Genomic DNA, 18553 nt, shown 5'->3' on the forward strand with positions numbered 1-18553 from the left:
GCTATGTTTAAGTGATACGAGCTAATTACATTTAGATGCTCTCCTGCCTAAGCGCTTACTTTTGTCCGTAATAGGCATTCACCCCGTGCTTTCGAAGATAATGCTTATCTAATAAAAATTGGTCAATCGGTTTCACTTTCGAATTGAGCTGGACCGTATGGAAGGCCATTTTAGCCACTTCCTCCAGCACGACCGCATTGTGAAGTGCTTGGTTGGCATTTTTCCCCCAGCAAAACGGTGCATGTCCAGCTAATACCACACCCGGCATTGCCACAGGATCCAAACCCTGTTTTTCAAATAACTCAATAATCACATTGCCCGTTTCTAGTTCATAGCCGCTGTCAATTTCCTCTTGGGTCAAGGGGCGGGTACATGGAATCTCACCATAAAAGTAATCCGCATGAGTTGTACCTAGCGCTGGAATAGGAAGATGTGCTTGCGCCCAAGTCGTGGCCCATGGAGAATGGGTGTGGACAATCCCGCCTAATTGCGGAAAGGCACGGTATAAAGCAAGATGCGTTGGCGTATCAGATGACGGCCTTAAGTTTCCTTCCACGACCCTGCCTTGCAAGTCTAATACCACTAAATTATCGATTTCCAACTCATCATAGGGAACGCCGCTTGGCTTAATGACCACCAGCCCTTGTTCACGGTCAATCCCGCTGACATTTCCCCATGTAAAGGTAACTAAACCATGCTTTGGCAGTTGTAAATTAGCATCTAGTACCTCTCGTTTTAATCGCTCTAACATACGGTTTCCCCCTTACCAGCCAAGGAGCTTTCTTTCTTAATTTGTTTCAAGATTTTCATGACATTGTTTTCACCGCGGCCAAAATATTCATAAAGTCGAGCATACTCATGATAGAGTTTGTCATATGCCTCAGCATTTGTTTTGATAGGTTGATAGATATGCTTCTTCACTCGTCCCATATCTTTTGCGGCGTCGGTGATGCTGTCATAACCGCCGTGTTCTACTCCGGCAGCGACTGCCCCAAACATTGCAGCGCCAAGGGCTGGGGCCTGCGAGGAGGCAGCAATTTTAATATCCATATTTAATACATCTGAATAGATTTGCATCATCAATGTATTCTTTTCCGCAATTCCCCCTGCGGCATACACTTCATTCACTGGCACGCCATTGTTTCGGAACGTTTCCACAATCATTCGTGTCCCATAGGCAGTGGCTTCGATCAATGCTCGGTAAATTTCTTCCGGTTTTGTTAGTAATGTGGCCCCCAGAAGCAAACCAGTCAAGTCCACATCTACCAGCGTGGACCGATTGCCATTCCACCAATCAAGCGCTAAGAGACCGCTTTCACCGACCTGTAATTGACTTGCCTTCTCCGTTAACAGCTGATGAATGGTAACGCCTTTCTCTTTCGCTTCTTCTTGGTAACTTGCCGGGACGCAGTTTTCAGTAAACCATTCAAAATGGTCTCCCACACAGGATTGGCCTGCTTCATAACCCATAAATCCAGGGATTACGCCATCCTCTACCACACCACACATGCCTGGGACTACTTTCTCTTCTTCCCCAAGTAAAATATGACAAGTAGATGTTCCCATGATCATCAATAATTTGCCAGGTTCGGTAATCCCCACTGCTGGAATCGATACATGTGCATCCACATTGGCGATGGCTACCGCAGTACCTGGATTTAGCCCTGTCAGCTTTGCTGCTTTTTCGGTAATTTCCCCAGCTTTCGAGCCAACCGAGTAAATTCTAGTGGATAATTTATCTTGAACAACGTTCTCCAAACGTGGGTCTAATGCTTTGAAAAACTCAGGTGATGGATACCCATCATGTTTATGCCAAATGGCTTTGTACCCGGCTGTGCAACTGTTCCGTTTGATATCTCCTGTTAACTGAGAGATAACCCAATCGGTTGCTTCTAGGATTTGATCGGCAGCATCATAAATTTCGGGTGCTTCATTTAAAATTTGCCATATTTTTGGAATCATCCATTCGGAAGAAATTTTACCGCCGTAACGCAGCAAAAACTTTTCTCCCCGCTGTTCGGCGATCTCGTTCAGTCGGTTCGCTTCATCTTGGGCAGCATGATGTTTCCAAAGTTTCACATAGCTATGAGGATGGTGTTTAAATTCTTCTTTTAAACATAGTGGTGTTCCATATGCATCAATGGGCAGGACCGTACAAGCTGTAAAATCAATTCCTAAACCAATCACATCATCAGCCGTGACTTGTGCTTTAGTTAATATTTCAGGAATTGTTATCTGCAGCACTTCGAGATAATCCGCTGGATGCTGCAATGCCCAGTCATGCTCTAACTTTGTCTTGCCGTCTGGCAAAAATTCATCCATAACACCATGGGTGTACTCCTTTATAGCTGTAGCTACCTCTTTACCAGTACCAACTTCCACTAAAACTGCCCTGCCAGATTGTGTCCCATAGTCTACGCCTATTGAATATTTAGCCATAAAATACGCCCTTTCTTAAGATCTTCAGCAAAAACATTTGTAAGCTCTTCGAAAACACATACTGTAAAATTTTAACTATATATAAGTACAAGTCAATATTAATTCTACTTGTACGTATAAGTTAATACCATCTTATCATTTCTTTATCTTTTTTCAATATTAAAAATTTAAAATTACTCGCATCCACATATACTTATATATATATATTTAAGAAGGAAAAATAAATTGGAGATATTTCATATTTTTTGTTAAGATAAAGCTTAAAGATATATCCATTTGTACGTACAAGTAATTGCAACGAAGGTAATGGAAGTGGTGATACATTGGCACAGCAAGCTAAATATATGGTGATAAAGGATCAGATAAAGACTTGGATTATCAGTGGAGAGATTAAACCTGGTGATAAAATTTACTCCGAAAATGAATTAATGAAAATGTTCGCGGTGAGTCGGCATACGATACGGCAGGCGGTCGGGGATTTGGTACATGAAGGTTGGTTATATAGAGAACAAGGCGCTGGTACTTTTTGTTCCAACAAAGTTACTTCAAATACTCTATCTGGACAACAGACCGTGGAGCCAAAGCCTGGAAAAAATATTGGAGTCATTACTACCTATATCTCGGATTATATTTTTCCATCAATTATTCGAGGAATTGAATCCTATTTAACAGAAAAGGGGTATACCTTAACACTTGCCTGTACAAACAACGATACAGACAAAGAGAAGCAGTGTTTACAAATGATGTTAAACAGGAATATTGATGGACTTATCGTAGAACCAACTAAGAGCAGCAATTACAACCCTAACATCCAGTATTATCTTGAGCTGGAGCAAAACAACATTCCCTACTTGATGATTAATCAATTTTATTCACAGCTAATTCCACCCCACATTATTGTTAATGATGAACACGGTGGATACTTGGCAACCGAACATTTAATTCATTTGGGGCATGAAAAATTTCTTGGTTTGTTTAAAACCGATGACCTCCAAGGAGTCAATCGAATGAGAGGATTTATCCGAGCCTTTCGGGAAAACGGTTTGACGGCTTCTCCTGAAGCAATCCTTACCTATAACACTGAAGAACGTTATGATCCGTTAATGGATCGACTACTAAATTTATTTAAAACCGGTACAAGACCAACAGCTATTGTTTGCTATAATGACGAACTAGCTATTCACGTATTGGAAGTCCTTAGAAACCTAGGAATCCGTGTTCCGGATGAGATTTCTATTGTTGGTTATGACGATTCCTTCTTAGCAGAGGCTTCGGATATAAAGCTTACAACTGTTGCCCATCCAAAAATGAATATGGGAATGGATGCAGCGAGATGGATTGTTTCAGCAGTTGAAAACAATAGCATAAAATCTCCATCGATTGTATATGATCCGGAATTGGTGGTTCGAACATCCACGGCTCCTGTTATAAAAGAGCAATGTGAATAAGTAGGAGTATAGATACATCCCGTCATATCCAACATAAAAGTCGGAGGAATCCCCCCGACTTTTATTAATAAATAGCGATACCGCTGTGTTGTCCTACATAGCCAATCCAATGTTTTTCCATAACAGTTCGGTCATAATACGATATCAAAGGCAATATTTTTATTTTAGGCTTGTTTTCTTATGGATTGTTCTTTTTACCAAATGAAAATAACAGACCGATTATATATTAACGACCAAACTCCCAGAAAAATAGCCTGCGCAGTCGTTAATAGCGCTTGTGGATAGGATAGTCAAACATTACTATTTTACTACTATAGAAGGGACAAGATTTTGAAACAACTAATTAACCAGAAGTTGAGCAATCCCATCTTTCCAACCAGCCTAGAATGTCATTTCTCAATAATCTCAATAGAAGAAATCCGGGTTGGATTAACCAAGATTTTGCTTTCTCCATCCAAATAAACCAGATTATTGTTCAAGCTTCTTGAGCCATCTGGCAAATCTGCAAAAAAAGGACGAGTAAAGTCATTAACAGAATAATCGTTCTCGCACATTACATATTCTTTCCCAGAATCCATAACAACCTTTATTTTCAACTTCACCACTCCTTGTCAAAAGTATTTTCACTTTTCAGAATTCGATAGCCGTATCTGTAAATCCTTCTTGAATAGTAATACAATTTTTCCTATATCTAAATATAATTAGACATTAAAAAGGGAAAAAGGGAATACCAAGCTATAATGGTATCCCCTTCTTTTTATTTTGGTTCAACAACCTCAACATCGCTTTTCTTTACAAATCCTACACGATGATTGAAAGTAATTTGGTAGTATTCTTCTTGCCCTTTGACAACTTTGTTGGTCGATGGATCATTGAAATACTTAGCATGATAATAATCGGATTGAACTGGTCCAGTTGCAACATAACTTTGTCCTTTTGGCAGTTGGTATAATACTTCGGCAACTCCTCTAGCCGAGCTGGCAATCCCTGTACCATCATAGGCGGCGTTTTCCGGATAAGCTGCCCCGTAAACAGGTATTGAAGTAAGCCCCTCTTTTGGAGTAATCACGATTCCATTTCCTTGTACCGTGTTCTTATTATTAGGATTGTAGAACCACGCCTTTTTCCCACCAAAGTAAATGGCCGACCAATCACCCTGCTGATCTGCTTTTACATAACTTTGACCGATTGCTGCTTTATTGCCCCAATCATTGATGTTAATCGTTCCTGGTGCCCCGTTACTCTGAAGGACAGAATCACTGATGAGCGGTGCGCTAAAGTAAGGTTCTGTACGCAGTTGGATAAAACTAGATGATAATGGTTCAAGGACACTGCCTCCATAGGTATAACTTTCGAGATTAGTATTGTAATTTGGACGAATGGTGACAATCGAGCTGTTTCCAGCATTACTTGGATTAATTGATTCTCCTAAGACATTAAAGAAATGAGACCAGTTCCAGTAGGCACCTGGATCCCAGTGCATGGCTTTCTGTTTTGCCACGGTCAATCCAGGAATTTCGTCATGGCCAAGGATGTGCTGCCGGTCGATTGGAATATTATATTCTGCAGATAAGTATTTTACAAGTTTAGCAGTGGAACGATACATTTGCTCGCTGTACCAATCTGCTCCTGTTGCAGCAAAACCTTCATGTTCGATCCCAATTGAGTGCATATTGAAATACCAGTTTCCTGCATGCCAAGGTACGTCATTTGGTCGGACCATTTCTGTGACCGCACCTGTTTTTGAAATAATGTAATGGGAACTTACAAACGAATTTCCTAGGAAGGTATTAATCGCAGACTGTACACTACCTTCTATATCATGGATGACGATATAGCGGATATCTAGTCCATCCTGCGGACGGTTGGCAATATCATAATTCCCATAATTTGTCTTGCTAGCAGAAAACTGTTTATAGGCAGCCGGTATATAAGTGCATTCCAATCCATTCGGACAATCATTACCCGTGAATTTCGCATTGCGTAAAGGAATGTTTTTGGCTGTATCTTTATTTGGGACAATATTCTCAGCATTTAGTGTAAGCTTATTTCCGTTACTTGTTGTATTTTCGACCCCAGTTTGGATGGTCGCGTATACATCGTCGGCAAATTCTGTTGCTGTCTCCTCGATATCGGAACCAGTATATTTTACAACTGCCCCGTACCAATCTGCGGAATTAGATGGAAGTTCACCTGTGGTTTGTTTGGCATATTCAGCTAGCAGGGCCGCACCTCCGCGGATATTTTGTTCAGTGTCAGTCTTTAAAAGATTAGAATCGACATTTAGAAGCTCCGCAGCCTGTCCAATCATATCTTGTGTCTTCTCCTCGGACGAGGAGGAAGCGCCTGAAACGGTTTGATCCCCTTTTGCGTTTCGACCATGGTCACTCTCTACTAAATTCATGACCCCATATCCACCGATTTCACTTTTGCCCTCATGCTGCTGCCAACGAGATTCATTATAAGCAACAGACATAAGAACATTCACCGGCACTCCAAATTCTTTTGCAGCATTTTCAAATACCGCTTGGGATACTTCTGTTTTTGTTACTGTTTCTGCGTAGGCTTTAACATCTCTTTTTAAAAAATCGCCAGTAGGAACAGTAAATAAAGAAGCTGTTAGTACAGAAGTCAAAACTAATTTCGTTACCTTTCTCACATCAGATCCCCCTTTTACTGAATTATTAAAATTTATTATTCTCTCATAAAGGAGGGACTTCCTGCAGGTTGTCTAATAAATGATTCTAAATACATAGGGAAAAATGCAATATTATGAAATATTAGGAATAATTAACTAATATTTTCCACCGAGTTCAGCATCATGATTAAGAGCCAAAATCATAGAACAAAAAGGTCACCCCAAATTGGTTACCTTCTTATCATTCCACTTCCCCCTTTCAATGTGCCTATTGAGAAATGTGCAGTATTTGATAGACTGTAAGCTGTTTACCGGTCTGGATCTCTGGTTTTTCATGATAAAAACTATAGTGACTATATTCCCACTTGTCTGGATTATAGATAATTAACTCTCCAAAAGATTCCACGTTACTGACGTATTGATTGGCAGTTTGAAACTTGGGATCCAGTAATGATTTCCGTTCCGGTAAGGTTCCGGTAATTTCCACTACATATCTACTTTTATCAAAATCTTCGTTTAAGTGAATGGAATATGGAACACCGATATTGATTTGCTGCCATCCAAATGAAGCCAGGATATTATCATAGAATCCTTCAAAGATAAATCGATTCATTCCCTCTGAAGCATTCCAAATATATAACGGGGCATACGAATTGTATAAATTCCGATTTTTCTCCGCTTCGGTAATTAAATATGCTTTAAACAAAAGCCCTGGAAAACCATCCGTTTTATGTCCATTGTCCCGAACCCTTTGTCTGATAATGTCCATGTTATAGTCTCTTGGCAGATTAATCTTATACTGCATTCCGATCATACTTATCCCTCCTTCAAACTATCTCTATAACTGATGATAGCTTGGAGCAGGTTATGTGTAAAGTTCCATCATTTTGATTCAATTGCTTGTCATGCCAAGGGGTTTAATAAATTGTCGATATAAAGAAAAGACATTACATTGCTGCAATGTCTTTGAATTTTCACCTGTGATATAACTCTTTAATACTGGTTTTCGTGGTTCGAGCTCGAGCTCGAGCTTGAACTTGATTCGGGAGACTCATTATGGTGTCTTTCATGTTCGTGTTCTTCTTCTCTTGGTGGCGGTCCCCAAAAAAATCCCCAAGGGTCTCTCCTTGGAAAATGGTCTTCCATGTTATTTTCCTCGTGTCTTCCATGATTTATTTTAACGCTTTCAGGGTCAACAATTTCAACATTTTTGGCGTGAATAATTAAATTGTCAACGTGGATCACTTTGCCTTTTTTCTCGGACATATTTACACCTCCTCTAAATATCTGCTTTATCCTATTCCTTTGAAACTCTAATGTATAGGCGTATACCAAGGAATTTGCTAAAAAGAAAAAGCCCAGTATCGGGCTTTTTCAAGAAAACTTATGTTTATTGGGAAATATTAATACCAGCAAACTGCTCCAACGATGATTAAGAGGATAAATAATACAACGATTAATGCAAATCCACCACCGTAACCGAATCCACCATAACCAAAACCGCCGCAACCACAGCCGCCGTATCCAAAGCCGCCATAACCAAACATGGTCCATCCTCCTTTCAAACAAGTATCAATTTATTTCTTTAATAAAACCATCCGCCAACGAAAGACGCTCCTACGATAATCAGCAGAATAAACAACACAACAATCAAAGCAAAGCCTCCACCGTATGCTCCATCTGCCATATTCGCCCGCCTCCTTTCTGATTGTCATAACAAGATATGTAAAAATAACCTAAAGTGGATGGGCTATCTCAATGGATCAATAAAAAATTTATTTATTTGTAAAAAAAAGTGACTGTTTTTGAAAAAAATCCAAAAACAGTCACTCTTTTTAAAACAATTTATAATTAAAATTTAATACACATCACGTTGATAACGTCCTTGATCTTTCATCGTGTTTAAGTACTGTTCCGCAGCTTCACGGGACATGTTGCCTTCTTTTTCAATCACATCTATTAGTGTGTTGTGAACATCTTTCGCCATATGTTGCTTATCTCCACAAACATAGAAGTAAGCGCCATTTTCTAGCCATGCAAACAATTCTTTACTATTATCAGACATTTTGTGCTGAACATATACCTTTTGCTCAGAATCGCGTGAGAAGGCTGCATCTAATCTAGTCAGCACACCCTCTTTTAGATAATTCTCGAGCTCTTCTTGATAAAGAAAATCCGTTGCTGAATGCTGGTCGCCAAAAAATAACCAGGCCCTTCCGGTTGCTTTGGTTACTGCACGTTCTTCGATATAGGAACGGAATGGGGCAATGCCTGTCCCTGGACCGACCATAATAATATCACTTTCTAATGATTCTGGAAGATGAAAATGTTTATTTGGCTGAATAAAAACAGGAAGCGTATCTCCTTCTTGCACACGTTCCGCACATTGAACAGAACATACTCCTTTTCGGTCACGTCCGTTTGCGGTATAACGAACTGCACCAATGGTTAAGTGGACTTCATCAGGATGTGCGGTCAAGCTGCTTGCAATAGAATACAATCTTGGCGGCATTTTTCTTAGAAGTGACACAATATCCTGAGCTGAAGCGTTCCATGGTCCAAAATCACGTAACACATCTAATAAATCCCGACCTTCCATATATTCTTTCAGCTCGTTAACATTTTCATTCAGCACAAGCCTTTGTAGTTCATTATTAGATGTAAAACCCGTTGCTTGCTGCATGATCTTTTTGGTCAATAGAGTAATCTCGAAATAGGTCAATAACGCTTCTCTTAACGGCAGCGTATCACCTTGCTTGTTAATGGTCACTGCAGTTTCGGGATCCCACTGCATTTCCTCTAATAAAGTATCCACAAGTTCTGGGTCATTTTCAGGAACAATACCTAATGCGTCACCCGGAACATAGGAAAGTCCAGACCCTTTTAAAGATAATTCAATATGCCTTGTTTCCTTACTTGAACCATTATTATTTAAATTACTATTTTTCAAAACTTTTGCTTGAAATGGATTTGTTCTTGAAAATGTTGCTGAAACCTTTTTATTAGAGTGATCTATCGTAAGTTGCATCATATTCACCTCAAACATCATCTTGTAAAAAAAATTATCACTTAATTATAATTCATTATTGAACGAGTCACAATAATAGTGTTGTTAAATAATTTTTTATTAAACATACTCATATCATTATCCCCTGTATGCATACTTACTTTACCACTGAAATCTTAAGAAAGTATTAACAATTTTATAGATAAAAAAAGACGCAACCTTTTATATCTAGGTCACGCCTCTCTCTTATCACTTACTATTTTAGAGGAGAAAATCTTCCCGTTGAGGTGTAAAAATGTCCAAAATAACGGAATTTTCTTCTAAAGCTTTTACACCATGCAAAGTATTGGAGGGGATGTAGATGCTGTCCCCCTTCTCGACCTTTTGTTTCTTGCCATTCAAATCAAATTCAAAACTTCCCTGAACAATATAACTGATTTGTTCATGCGGGTGGGAATGAATGGCACCGACAGCCCCCAATTTAAAAGTAACTTCGGTCATCATCATGCTACCACCACGGCCTAAAAGTTTTCTTTCTGCACCTTCACCAGCATTTACTGCTTCCGTTTCTTTTCCAAAAACAAACAACCCATTTCCCACCTTTCCGAAAATCATAATTACATTGTATCTTAAAAAACATTTGGGAGAGGATGGATTCTTTTTATATTTTTTTATACTTTTTTTAGGTATTTTGATAAATAGGTTTGTCCTAATTACTCGGGCAAGCTCTATAGTAAGAGCCATTTGTTTTCCACCACGGTAAACTTCAAACTCAATTTGGTCTCCGTTATTTACCTTTGTGTATAAATATTTTCTTAAATCGGATGAACTAGCAATCACTGTTCCGTTCATGGAAACAATCACATCCCCTTCCTCGAGCCCTCCTTTTGCTGCAGTGAGACAAAAGGACTAAGAAGATAGTCTCGAAATGGGTAATTTGGAAAATAAATCCTCTGTTTTTTAGAAAAAGATGACGGTTTATTAAATTTTTCAGGCTGGACGTTTCAACTATAATAGACTAGTAATTTCAAACGGGGGTGTTCTCACCACCTTTTGTAAGCGCATTCAATTAATATTTTTCGCGGAACAATTTATAGAGGAGGGTAACATTTTGAAGAGACGTTCTATAAAAACTAAAGTAATAACTTCGGCATTAGCATTGCCTCTGCTGTTAAGCGGTGTTTCAAGTGCATCGGCAATTGACGTTCAGAAACATAAACCTGTTAGTAAGGCAGGAATCCAACTAGAATACCTTGATAGAGGTTTGGTCGCTGCCCAAACTTCCGAGGGTATATTCTTAAGCTGGAGATTATTAGCCAATGAAGTAAAAGGTTCTTCGGAAACTGGACTAACAGGCGTTAATTTTAAAGTTTACCGTGACGGCAAATATGTCGCGACGGTCGAGGACAGTACGAACTTTTTAGATAAAGAAGGTACTTCCGCTTCCAACTATTATGTCAGGTCATTTTTGGATGGGAAAGAACTCGACCAAAGCGCCACCATTAAACCTTGGCAACAATCTTATGTGGATTTAAAACTGAATAAGCCTGCCGACGGGGTAACCCCTAAAGGTGAGGCCTATACTTACTCTGCCAATGATATGAGTGTCGGTGATGTTGACGGGGACGGACAATATGAATTTTTTGTCAAATGGGATCCTTCCAATTCTAAAGATGTATCACAAAAAGGTTATACCGGGAACACCTATATTGATTGCTATAAAATAGATGGCACTCTATTATATCGAATTGACCTTGGCGTCAATATCCGTTCCGGTGCCCACTACACGGAATATTTAGTTTATGATTTCAATGCTGACGGAAAGTCTGAAGTGATGTTCAAAACGGCCCCAGGTACAAAAGTTATCAAATATGATCAGGACGGAAAAGTTATCTCTGAAAAGTTTATTACCATGCCGCAAAAAGATATTGATGCAGGATACAGCAATCAAGATGATTATCGGATGAGTACAGAAGATTATTATAATCATGTCGTCAACATGTTTATGAATTGGCACAAACAAGAAGAGGTGGTAAAAGGAAATTGGCCAAGTTCGCTAGAAGAAGCGTTCGGTATTGAACCCAAATATAAGTATCCTCTATCGGAACAGGATGCCAAAAGCTTAGCCGATTACTTTATGGACGTATATGCCCCAAGCCGAAGCGGCAACAATAAATTAAGAGAGTTTGAAGGTTTTATTTTAGAAGGTCCGGAATATTTAACGGTTTTCAATGGTGAAACAGGCGAGGAAATGGATACGATCGATTACAAACCTGGCAGATATGATGACGGTCTGATGTGGGGCGACTATGCCATGGCAAGAATTGAACCAGGCAACCGTGTCGACCGCTACCTTGCTAGTGTTGCCTATCTTGATGGTGAGAAACCATATGCTGTTTTTGCGCGCGGCTATTATACCAGGGCCAATGTGGTTTCCTATAGCTGGGACGGAAAACATTTGAAAGAACATTGGGCAGTGGACAGTGGCTGGACTCCAATGAGCAATCCTTTTAACGACGGACCGCACGGCAAAGATGGCACCAATCCGGTATTTGGAACGCTGACTACGCAAGGGGCTCACTCCTTGAGTGCAGCAGACGTCGATGGTGACGGTAAACAAGAGATTGTCTATGGTGCGGCAACCATTGACAATGACGGTAAAAGTTTATTATACAGTTCCATGGATACCATGCCTCCGCAAAGTGCCGCACCTGGCACCACTGCAAGATTGGGCCATGGGGATGCGTTGCATGTAACCGATATCGACCCGAACCGGCCTGGGTTGGAAATCTTTATGGTACACGAAGGAGCTGCGTACGCACCCTACGGCTACTCCCTGCGTGATGCTAAAACAGGTGAAGTCATTTATGGCGGCTATACCGGAAAAGATACCGGCCGCGGTATGATTGGAGACGTGGACCCTTCACATCCTGGTTTAGAAACATGGGCGGTTGGACTTTGGACGGCCGATGGCACTAAAATCAGTGATAAGGCCCCCGGGTCCAACATGAACATTAAATGGGCTGCCGACATGACGACGCAAATTGTCAATGGATCAGGGAATTCAACTCCTACGATTGATGACTGGAAAAAAGGCACAGTGCTTAAAGCAGAAGGAACAAGGACCAATAACAGCACAAAGGGAAATCCAAGTTTAGTGGCTGACGTGTTTGGGGATTGGCGTGAAGAATTGCTGGTAAGAACGGCCGATAGTTCCGCCATTCGGATGTATTTCAGCACAGATGTCACCAATCACAAATTATACACACTGATGCATGATCCTCAATACCGTGCTGAAGTGGCAAGGCAAAATACAACCTATAACCAACCTTCCTATACAAGTTTTTATTTTGGAAGTGATATGGACTTTTCAAAAGTTCCTGTGCCGACTTACTGGACACCAGGCTTATTATCCTACTTAGAGAACGAAATGAGTAAGTATAAAGATAGTGGCGAATTATCAGGGCCTCTTTGCAGCCAGCTTGAAAATTCTCTCAAACAAGCCGAGCACCACGTAGAAAAAGGTTCCGTTACACAAGCTGTTAAGTTTGTCGAGAAGTTCATATCGGAGCTTGAGCAGAAAAACAATCAAGAATATATATCATCTGAAGCGAAGCTTAACTTGACACATAAAGCCCAACTAGTAATCGATTTACTCAGCAAAACGAACCAATAAGGAATGTACTAAAAAACCAAACAGGGTACCCGCTCGAGGGTGCCCTGTTTGGTTATAATTAATGGTCGGCAAAGAAAGCTCACCTCATATACTAAGTCCGCCAGATTAAATTATTTCTTCCGAGACTATTACGGCTTCTTCCTGTGCACGAAGACACAGTTCAGCTGCTTTAAAGGCATGGGCCTGAGTCATAGCATTTTCTGTTCGATTCAAACAATCTAAAATGAATTGTCCGAAAAATGGGTAACCCACTTTGCCGGAAACGTTGAAATACTGCTCTCCGTCCCGATTGACTAAGAAGACATGATTCCCCTTCCTGTCCCTTGAAAGATCTACGTATTTACGGATTTCAATCGTTCCTTCTGTTCCAATAATAAAGGTTCTTCCGTCTCCCCATGTACTTAATCCTTCCGGTGTAAACCAATCCACCCGGAAATAATTTGTTGCACCATTGTCTCCAAGCAGTGTAGCATCTCCATAATCATCCAACTCAGGGTATTGTGGATGATGATAGTTGGCTATTTTACTATGCAGTACTTTCGCATCCTTACAGCCAGCATAAAATAAGAATTGTTCAATTTGATGACTGCCTATATCACATAAGATCCCGCCATAATGTTCTCGCTTAAAAAACCACTCCGGCCGGACGGCTGGGTTCAATCGGTGCGGGCCAAATCCAGTAACTTGTATCACACGGCCGATGGCTCCGCTCCTAATTAATTCACCGGCAAAAACAGCCCCTTCTACATGGAGACGCTCACTATAGTAAACCATGTACTTTTGTCCAGTTTGCTCAACCACTTTCTTTGCTTCTTCCAACTGTTTTAACGAGGTAAAGGGAGTTTTATCTGTGAAATAATCTTTCCCTGCTTTCATGACTTGAACACCAAGCTCACTTCTTTTAGAAGGAATCGCTGCTCCTGCTACAAGCCTAATATCTTGATCCGATACTATCTGCTCTAAAGACTTGGCAAACTTAACTTCAGGAAAAGCTTTCATAAATTTGGCCACTTTTTGAGGATCAGGATCATACACCCATTTTAACGTTGCTCCCGCTTCTTTTAGTCCATTGCACATCCCGTATATATGTCCATAGTCAAGATGGACTGCGGCAAATTGAAATTCCCCTTGTTCCACTACAGGTTGGGGCTTCCCTGTTGGAGCATAGTTCATACCATCCTTTGTCATACTAGTCTCCCTCTCTTAGTGCGTTCCTGAAACATAATAGTTAACCTTATATTCTTCCAATTTATTCAACAAAAACAAAAGGGAATTATACAAAATTGTGAAATATTCTACGAAGATCACCATTTATTCTACAAATATTGGTATATATTTCAAAATAATTCAGAGAACAGCACATGCCACTGTTCTCTATCATTTCATATCGTTCTTCTAAGCAATCTCTCTTAACCTAGACATTATTCCTGGTTTTTCTTCACTTCAACTATTTTGGGTGCCGGTGGCTTTTCCATATTGTGGCCGAGGAAGAATCCCGGGTGAGGCGGCTGGTTATAGGCTACATTCTGCCAGGCAATTGCTAATCGATAATTTGGGTCATGCATGAGTGTATAAATTCGATGGTCCGTAACATCTGTCGTGGTATAGATTCTTAAGGCCGTACTATCATCGGTACGCCAAATAACTTCCTCTCTCCAGTCTCCAAAGATATCGGCTTGTAAACATGGGTTTCCCTTTGTACCGTTGTTTGACCTCGTGCCATCAGCCGTCAGTATGTTCACAAGTCTTCCATTCTCATGATCCCATTTATCAATTTTTCCTACACCAATACCCGTTTTTGGATCGTACTCATGGTCCAGGAGTTCTCTTAACAAATCCCCGTCCCACCAGATGGCAAAATTAAACGACTGCGGATTGGAATCAGAGATCTTCTCACCAGAACTGTTATAAAGACCCGCTCCTCCTGTCTTCCAGTGAGTCGATGACCAAACTTCCACCCCTTCATACCGCGGGTCAATATCTGCGGCCATTCCTCTTCCAACATCGTCAACCGAAGGAATTCCCCATAAAATTTCCCCTGTTCTGGCATCATGGATTTCTGTTCCTTTTTCTTGAGGCACCTCATGGACTTGAAAGATTTCCAAACCTGGTCTGCTTGGAATCAAATTCCCCACATGGATGGCGTCCCCGTGGCCTAAACCGGTTGTATACAGTCCTGTCCCATCATGGTCAATCACACAAGATCCATAAATTATTTCGTCTTTTCCATCTTCGTCGACATCCGCCACACTGACACTATGATTTCCCTGTCCGGAATATCCTTCATTACCAGGCTCGAGACTATCAAACTTCCAAACTTTCGTCAGCTCTCCATCACGCCAATTATAAGCAACTAAGACAGCCCTGGTGTAGTAACCACGGCACATGACCAGACTTGGTCTTACTCCATCAAGATAGGCAATACATGCCAGAAAACGGTCGACCCGGTTGCCTTCATCATCACCCCAGTCAGAACCCTTTCCCCGTGGAGGGTCGTACTCTGTTGTCATTAGTTCTCTTCCAGACAATCCGTCAAATATCGTTAGAAATTCCGGACCTTCCAAAATAAAGCCATCTTTATTTCGGTAATCGGCATCCCTATCACCAATCACCTTTCCTTCCCCGTCAATGGTTCCATCCGCCGTCTTACAGGCAATTTCAGCCTTCCCATCTCCATCAAGGTCATAAACCATGAACTGGGTATAATGTGCCCCTGCCCGAATATTCTTTCCTAAGTCAATTCTCCACAAATGCCTTCCATCTAATTTATATGCATCTAGGTAGACGTTTCCGGTATACCCCTTATGGGCATTATCATGGGAATTGGAAGGATCCCATTTTAGGATGATTTCGTATTCCCCATCCCCATCCACGTCTCCTACACTGGCATCATTCGCACTATAGGTATAGGAAACACCATCAGGGGAAATGCCTCCCTCCGGTTTTTTTAGAGGAATGGTCAAATAGTTTGTATCCCACACTTCCGCATTCTCTGATGGGGGCTGTTCCTCCCCCTTTAATACTGCACAAACCCAATATGTAGAATCTTCATTTCCCTCACCGTCCAAATAATTGGTACTGGTTGTTATAGGGAAAAGATTGACTTTAACCCCATCACGATAAAGATTAAAGGAAATCTCATCAGGGTCGGTTCCGAACAGGCGCCATCCGAGATAGACCCCATTTTTAACCTTTACGGCAATCAAGCCACGATTAAGATATTCCATTTGACGTAATGTACCTGATTCCATTTAACAATCCTCCGGAAATTCAATATTTATTAGTAAAATTTATTTATTGAGATTGCTGTCATTTTCAGCCGATTTAAGTACTTTTACAAACCCTAGATTAGCAGCCCACATGAAAACAATCGCCACAAGACTCACACTGAAAAAAGGCAGAATGGCGGGAAAAGCCCAAACGATAAAGCACATGGCGAATAGTACACCAACCATGATAATGGTTCCGGTTACATTCGTAAGTCCAAACAGGAGCGCATATTTAAAATATTGTGGGATCTTTAAATCGTAATGGACGAAAATCGGAAAAATGTACATAAGCAAAAGAAGATAAAAGAAACAAGTGACAATAAATGCCAGTAAAAGGGCAATGGAATGAAATCCATGACTGGCTGTTAAGTAAACAAAATCGATATAAATGATAAAGCCTATAACAAACAAAACGACCCCAATGAGATTAGTTTTTGCAAAACTCTTTCGATAATTTCCCCAAAAGTTTTGAAATATCGGAATTTCCGGCTCTCCTCTGATCCATTTGCGGACAACCACAAATACAGAAGTAGTTGCAGGCATAATTCCAAACACAATCGCCCCCATCAGTGTAAACACTAACCAAAGTATATTTAAGTAGGCAAATCGCATAATCCATTCCGAGATACGGTAGATTCCATTTGTCATTCCACTAAGTTGCATCGTTCATCACCTCCGCCCCACATTGTTTTTATGTGTGATATTTAAGCTAAGCTGCTAACCTCATTAGAAATGAGTTTTCAATACCAATCTCCATTAAAAACTGCCTCAGTTATATTCCCCACCTGGATAAAGTGTGGAACTGTACAGTCTTTTCGTTTGAAGTAAACTCCTGTTAGATACCTTTTCAGTATTTTGGCTATGAGAAAAAATAAAGGCATGGTGATCATCATAAATAATGATTTGTTCTTTTCCCATACCATATAAATCGCCGTGAACAACGTAGCCATCGACAGGAAAAGTGAAGACTGGCTGTAAATATCCATCATATAGACCTGGCAGCACTCCATCTCCTCTGCGATAGGCCAAAATATAATCCAAATCACTGTCGTCCCAGTTGGTGACCGTATCGATAATCGTCAGCCAGCCTTCTGATTGGCGATTTTCTTTGCAAATTTCGTTGCCATGGGCATCTAAGAGAAACATCCCATCTTTTCCATTTTTATTTCCGCCACGGCCACGGATGATCCGGTCCAATCCGGCAATCTGTAAGCCCGGAATATCCTTTCTGAACTTGCCGACGCACACATGCTGTGACTCAATCGACCCTTCATAACGCCAGATTTCATTCCCTGTATGGTCATACATAACCGTCACACTGCCGCCGATAATGAGCTGTTTATTTTCTGAAGGAGTTTCATACACGTCAGCAACCCAAATACAGTCCGCATGGTCCTCGAGATTGTGACAAGCCCATTGCTTCTGGCCTTTATGGTTAAGAAAGTCATAACCCGCCATAACTTCGTCGTAACCATCGCCATCAAAATCATACACCCAAGGAAAATGCCCAACATTTCCGGAGTGAGTCCACAGCAAGTTGAAGTCGTTGTCAAAAGCCCACAGTTTGTTGTAACGATTTTTTAAGATAATATCCTGCGGGTATGGGTTTCTAGATAAATTGGCGATGATGATACAATCATGTGCTTCGGGATCAGGCAAGTCATACTGTTTTTTGACAGTCCCCGCTGCCCCATCCAATATGGTAAATTTCTTATCCATGACACATAGCACTTCATTTTTTCCATCACCATCAATATCATAAATCTGAGCAGGATAGTCAGAACCAGGTCCCCCTGCGTCAAGGTCGGGAACCCCTGTCTGCCAAAGCAGGTTCCCCTCTAAATCAAAAGAGGTTAAACATTGTACTTGATGGGGAACATAACGGTCATCAATTCCCCCATCCGCTTGCACCATTAGCATTTCCATACGGCCATCTCCGTTCAAATCGCCAATGAGCATCTTGCTGCGAAAACCAGCTTCGCTAATATCAATTTTCGTTAACAATACAGGCTCGTTTTTTCCCCTTTTGGAGTGCGCAATTCCATCTGTCATTTGGTCTTTCTCCATGTGCGGATG

The 18553-nt window shown here is 40.8% G+C and carries 16 protein-coding genes and 1 pseudogene; 2 read left to right on the forward strand and 15 right to left on the reverse strand.

Features of this window, described 5'->3' with window-relative positions; all coding sequences use genetic code 11:
• Nucleotides 1-55 precede the first annotated feature (55 nt).
• Entirely contained in the window at nt 56-751 is a 696-nt protein-coding gene (gene araD / locus BN2425_RS18115; protein ID WP_042462395.1) for an L-ribulose-5-phosphate 4-epimerase, read from the reverse strand.
• Nucleotides 745-2439 (reverse strand): ribulokinase, encoded by a 1695-nt coding sequence (araB, locus tag BN2425_RS18120; protein ID WP_042462397.1) that lies wholly within the window; start codon nt 2437-2439, stop codon nt 745-747. The genes araD and araB overlap by 7 nt, the downstream gene beginning before the upstream one ends.
• Before the next feature lie 323 nt (nt 2440-2762).
• On the opposite strand from araB, the gene BN2425_RS18125 reads away from it, so the two are divergent.
• A complete protein-coding gene (locus BN2425_RS18125) occupies nt 2763-3887 on the forward strand; it encodes a GntR family transcriptional regulator (RefSeq protein ID WP_042462399.1) in 1125 nt (374 codons plus the stop codon).
• A gap of 389 nt (nt 3888-4276) precedes the next feature.
• Here BN2425_RS18125 and BN2425_RS18130 read toward each other — a convergent pair whose 3' ends face one another.
• The 9 genes and pseudogenes from BN2425_RS18130 to BN2425_RS23375 all read right to left on the reverse strand — a co-directional run.
• Entirely contained in the window at nt 4277-4483 is a 207-nt protein-coding gene (locus BN2425_RS18130) for a hypothetical protein (RefSeq protein WP_042462401.1), read from the reverse strand.
• A 161-nt stretch (nt 4484-4644) separates the two neighbouring features.
• Nucleotides 4645-6546 (reverse strand): N-acetylmuramoyl-L-alanine amidase, encoded by a 1902-nt coding sequence (locus BN2425_RS18135; RefSeq protein WP_042462402.1) that lies wholly within the window; start codon nt 6544-6546, stop codon nt 4645-4647.
• Between the two features lie 247 nt (nt 6547-6793).
• The gene (locus tag BN2425_RS18140; protein ID WP_042462404.1) at nt 6794-7339 is read right to left on the reverse strand and encodes a DUF4865 family protein; all 546 of its coding nucleotides are present in this window, start codon (nt 7337-7339) and stop codon (nt 6794-6796) included.
• 179 nt (nt 7340-7518) lie between these two features.
• Nucleotides 7519-7791, reverse strand: a complete 273-nt coding sequence (locus BN2425_RS18145; protein WP_074433087.1) for a hypothetical protein — start codon at nt 7789-7791, stop codon at nt 7519-7521.
• 137 nt (nt 7792-7928) lie between these two features.
• Nucleotides 7929-8072 (reverse strand): YjcZ family sporulation protein, encoded by a 144-nt coding sequence (locus BN2425_RS18150; RefSeq protein WP_042462406.1) that lies wholly within the window; start codon nt 8070-8072, stop codon nt 7929-7931.
• A gap of 38 nt (nt 8073-8110) precedes the next feature.
• Entirely contained in the window at nt 8111-8212 is a 102-nt protein-coding gene (locus tag BN2425_RS18155) for a YjcZ family sporulation protein (protein WP_074433088.1), read from the reverse strand.
• Nucleotides 8213-8383: 171 nt separating this feature from the next.
• A complete protein-coding gene (locus BN2425_RS18160) occupies nt 8384-9553 on the reverse strand; it encodes a sulfite reductase subunit alpha (protein ID WP_052352949.1) in 1170 nt (389 codons plus the stop codon).
• A 240-nt stretch (nt 9554-9793) separates the two neighbouring features.
• Complete coding sequence (locus tag BN2425_RS23370) at nt 9794-10276, reverse strand: cupin domain-containing protein (protein WP_406603204.1); 483 nt, start codon at nt 10274-10276, stop codon at nt 9794-9796.
• Nucleotides 10268-10414, reverse strand: a pseudogene (locus tag BN2425_RS23375) (PDZ domain-containing protein); the annotation flags it as partial. The pseudogene BN2425_RS23375 and the gene BN2425_RS23370, both read right to left, overlap by 9 nt.
• 226 nt (nt 10415-10640) lie before the next feature.
• On the opposite strand from BN2425_RS23375, the gene BN2425_RS18175 reads away from it, so the two are divergent.
• Nucleotides 10641-13208, forward strand: a complete 2568-nt coding sequence (locus BN2425_RS18175) for a rhamnogalacturonan lyase (RefSeq protein ID WP_454557339.1) — start codon at nt 10641-10643, stop codon at nt 13206-13208.
• A gap of 105 nt (nt 13209-13313) precedes the next feature.
• Here BN2425_RS18175 and BN2425_RS18180 read toward each other — a convergent pair whose 3' ends face one another.
• The 4 genes from BN2425_RS18180 to BN2425_RS18195 form a co-directional block, all read right to left on the reverse strand.
• Nucleotides 13314-14396, reverse strand: a complete 1083-nt coding sequence (locus BN2425_RS18180) for a Gfo/Idh/MocA family protein (RefSeq protein ID WP_042462410.1) — start codon at nt 14394-14396, stop codon at nt 13314-13316.
• A gap of 233 nt (nt 14397-14629) precedes the next feature.
• Nucleotides 14630-16459, reverse strand: a complete 1830-nt coding sequence (locus tag BN2425_RS18185; protein ID WP_042462412.1) for a rhamnogalacturonan lyase — start codon at nt 16457-16459, stop codon at nt 14630-14632.
• 39 nt (nt 16460-16498) lie between these two features.
• Entirely contained in the window at nt 16499-17140 is a 642-nt protein-coding gene (locus BN2425_RS18190; RefSeq protein ID WP_042462414.1) for a YesL family protein, read from the reverse strand.
• 105 nt (nt 17141-17245) lie between these two features.
• Complete coding sequence (locus BN2425_RS18195; RefSeq protein WP_406603202.1) at nt 17246-18544, reverse strand: hypothetical protein; 1299 nt, start codon at nt 18542-18544, stop codon at nt 17246-17248.
• Nucleotides 18545-18553: the final 9 nt, after the last annotated feature.

It is taken from the genome of Neobacillus dielmonensis (assembly GCF_000612665.1).
GTDB classification, from domain to species: Bacteria; Bacillota; Bacilli; order Bacillales; family Cytobacillaceae; genus Neobacillus; species Neobacillus dielmonensis.

Coding starts and splice junctions, on each gene's coding strand:
- araD (WP_042462395.1), bottom strand. CDS start 751: ATGTTAGAGCGATTAAAACGAGAGGTACTAGATGCTAATTTACAACTG.
- araB (WP_042462397.1), bottom strand. CDS start 2,439: ATGGCTAAATATTCAATAGGCGTAGACTATGGGACACAATCTGGCAGG.
- BN2425_RS18140 (WP_042462404.1), bottom strand. CDS start 7,339: ATGATCGGAATGCAGTATAAGATTAATCTGCCAAGAGACTATAACATG.
- BN2425_RS18145 (WP_074433087.1), bottom strand. CDS start 7,791: ATGTCCGAGAAAAAAGGCAAAGTGATCCACGTTGACAATTTAATTATT.
- BN2425_RS18150 (WP_042462406.1), bottom strand. CDS start 8,072: ATGTTTGGTTATGGCGGCTTTGGATACGGCGGCTGTGGTTGCGGCGGT.
- BN2425_RS18155 (WP_074433088.1), bottom strand. CDS start 8,212: ATGGCAGATGGAGCATACGGTGGAGGCTTTGCTTTGATTGTTGTGTTG.
- BN2425_RS18160 (WP_052352949.1), bottom strand. CDS start 9,553: ATGCAACTTACGATAGATCACTCTAATAAAAAGGTTTCAGCAACATTT.
- BN2425_RS23370 (WP_406603204.1), bottom strand. CDS start 10,276: ATGGCTCTTACTATAGAGCTTGCCCGAGTAATTAGGACAAACCTATTT.
- BN2425_RS18180 (WP_042462410.1), bottom strand. CDS start 14,396: ATGACAAAGGATGGTATGAACTATGCTCCAACAGGGAAGCCCCAACCT.
- BN2425_RS18185 (WP_042462412.1), bottom strand. CDS start 16,459: ATGGAATCAGGTACATTACGTCAAATGGAATATCTTAATCGTGGCTTG.
- BN2425_RS18190 (WP_042462414.1), bottom strand. CDS start 17,140: ATGCAACTTAGTGGAATGACAAATGGAATCTACCGTATCTCGGAATGG.
- BN2425_RS18195 (WP_406603202.1), bottom strand. CDS start 18,544: ATGGAGAAAGACCAAATGACAGATGGAATTGCGCACTCCAAAAGGGGA.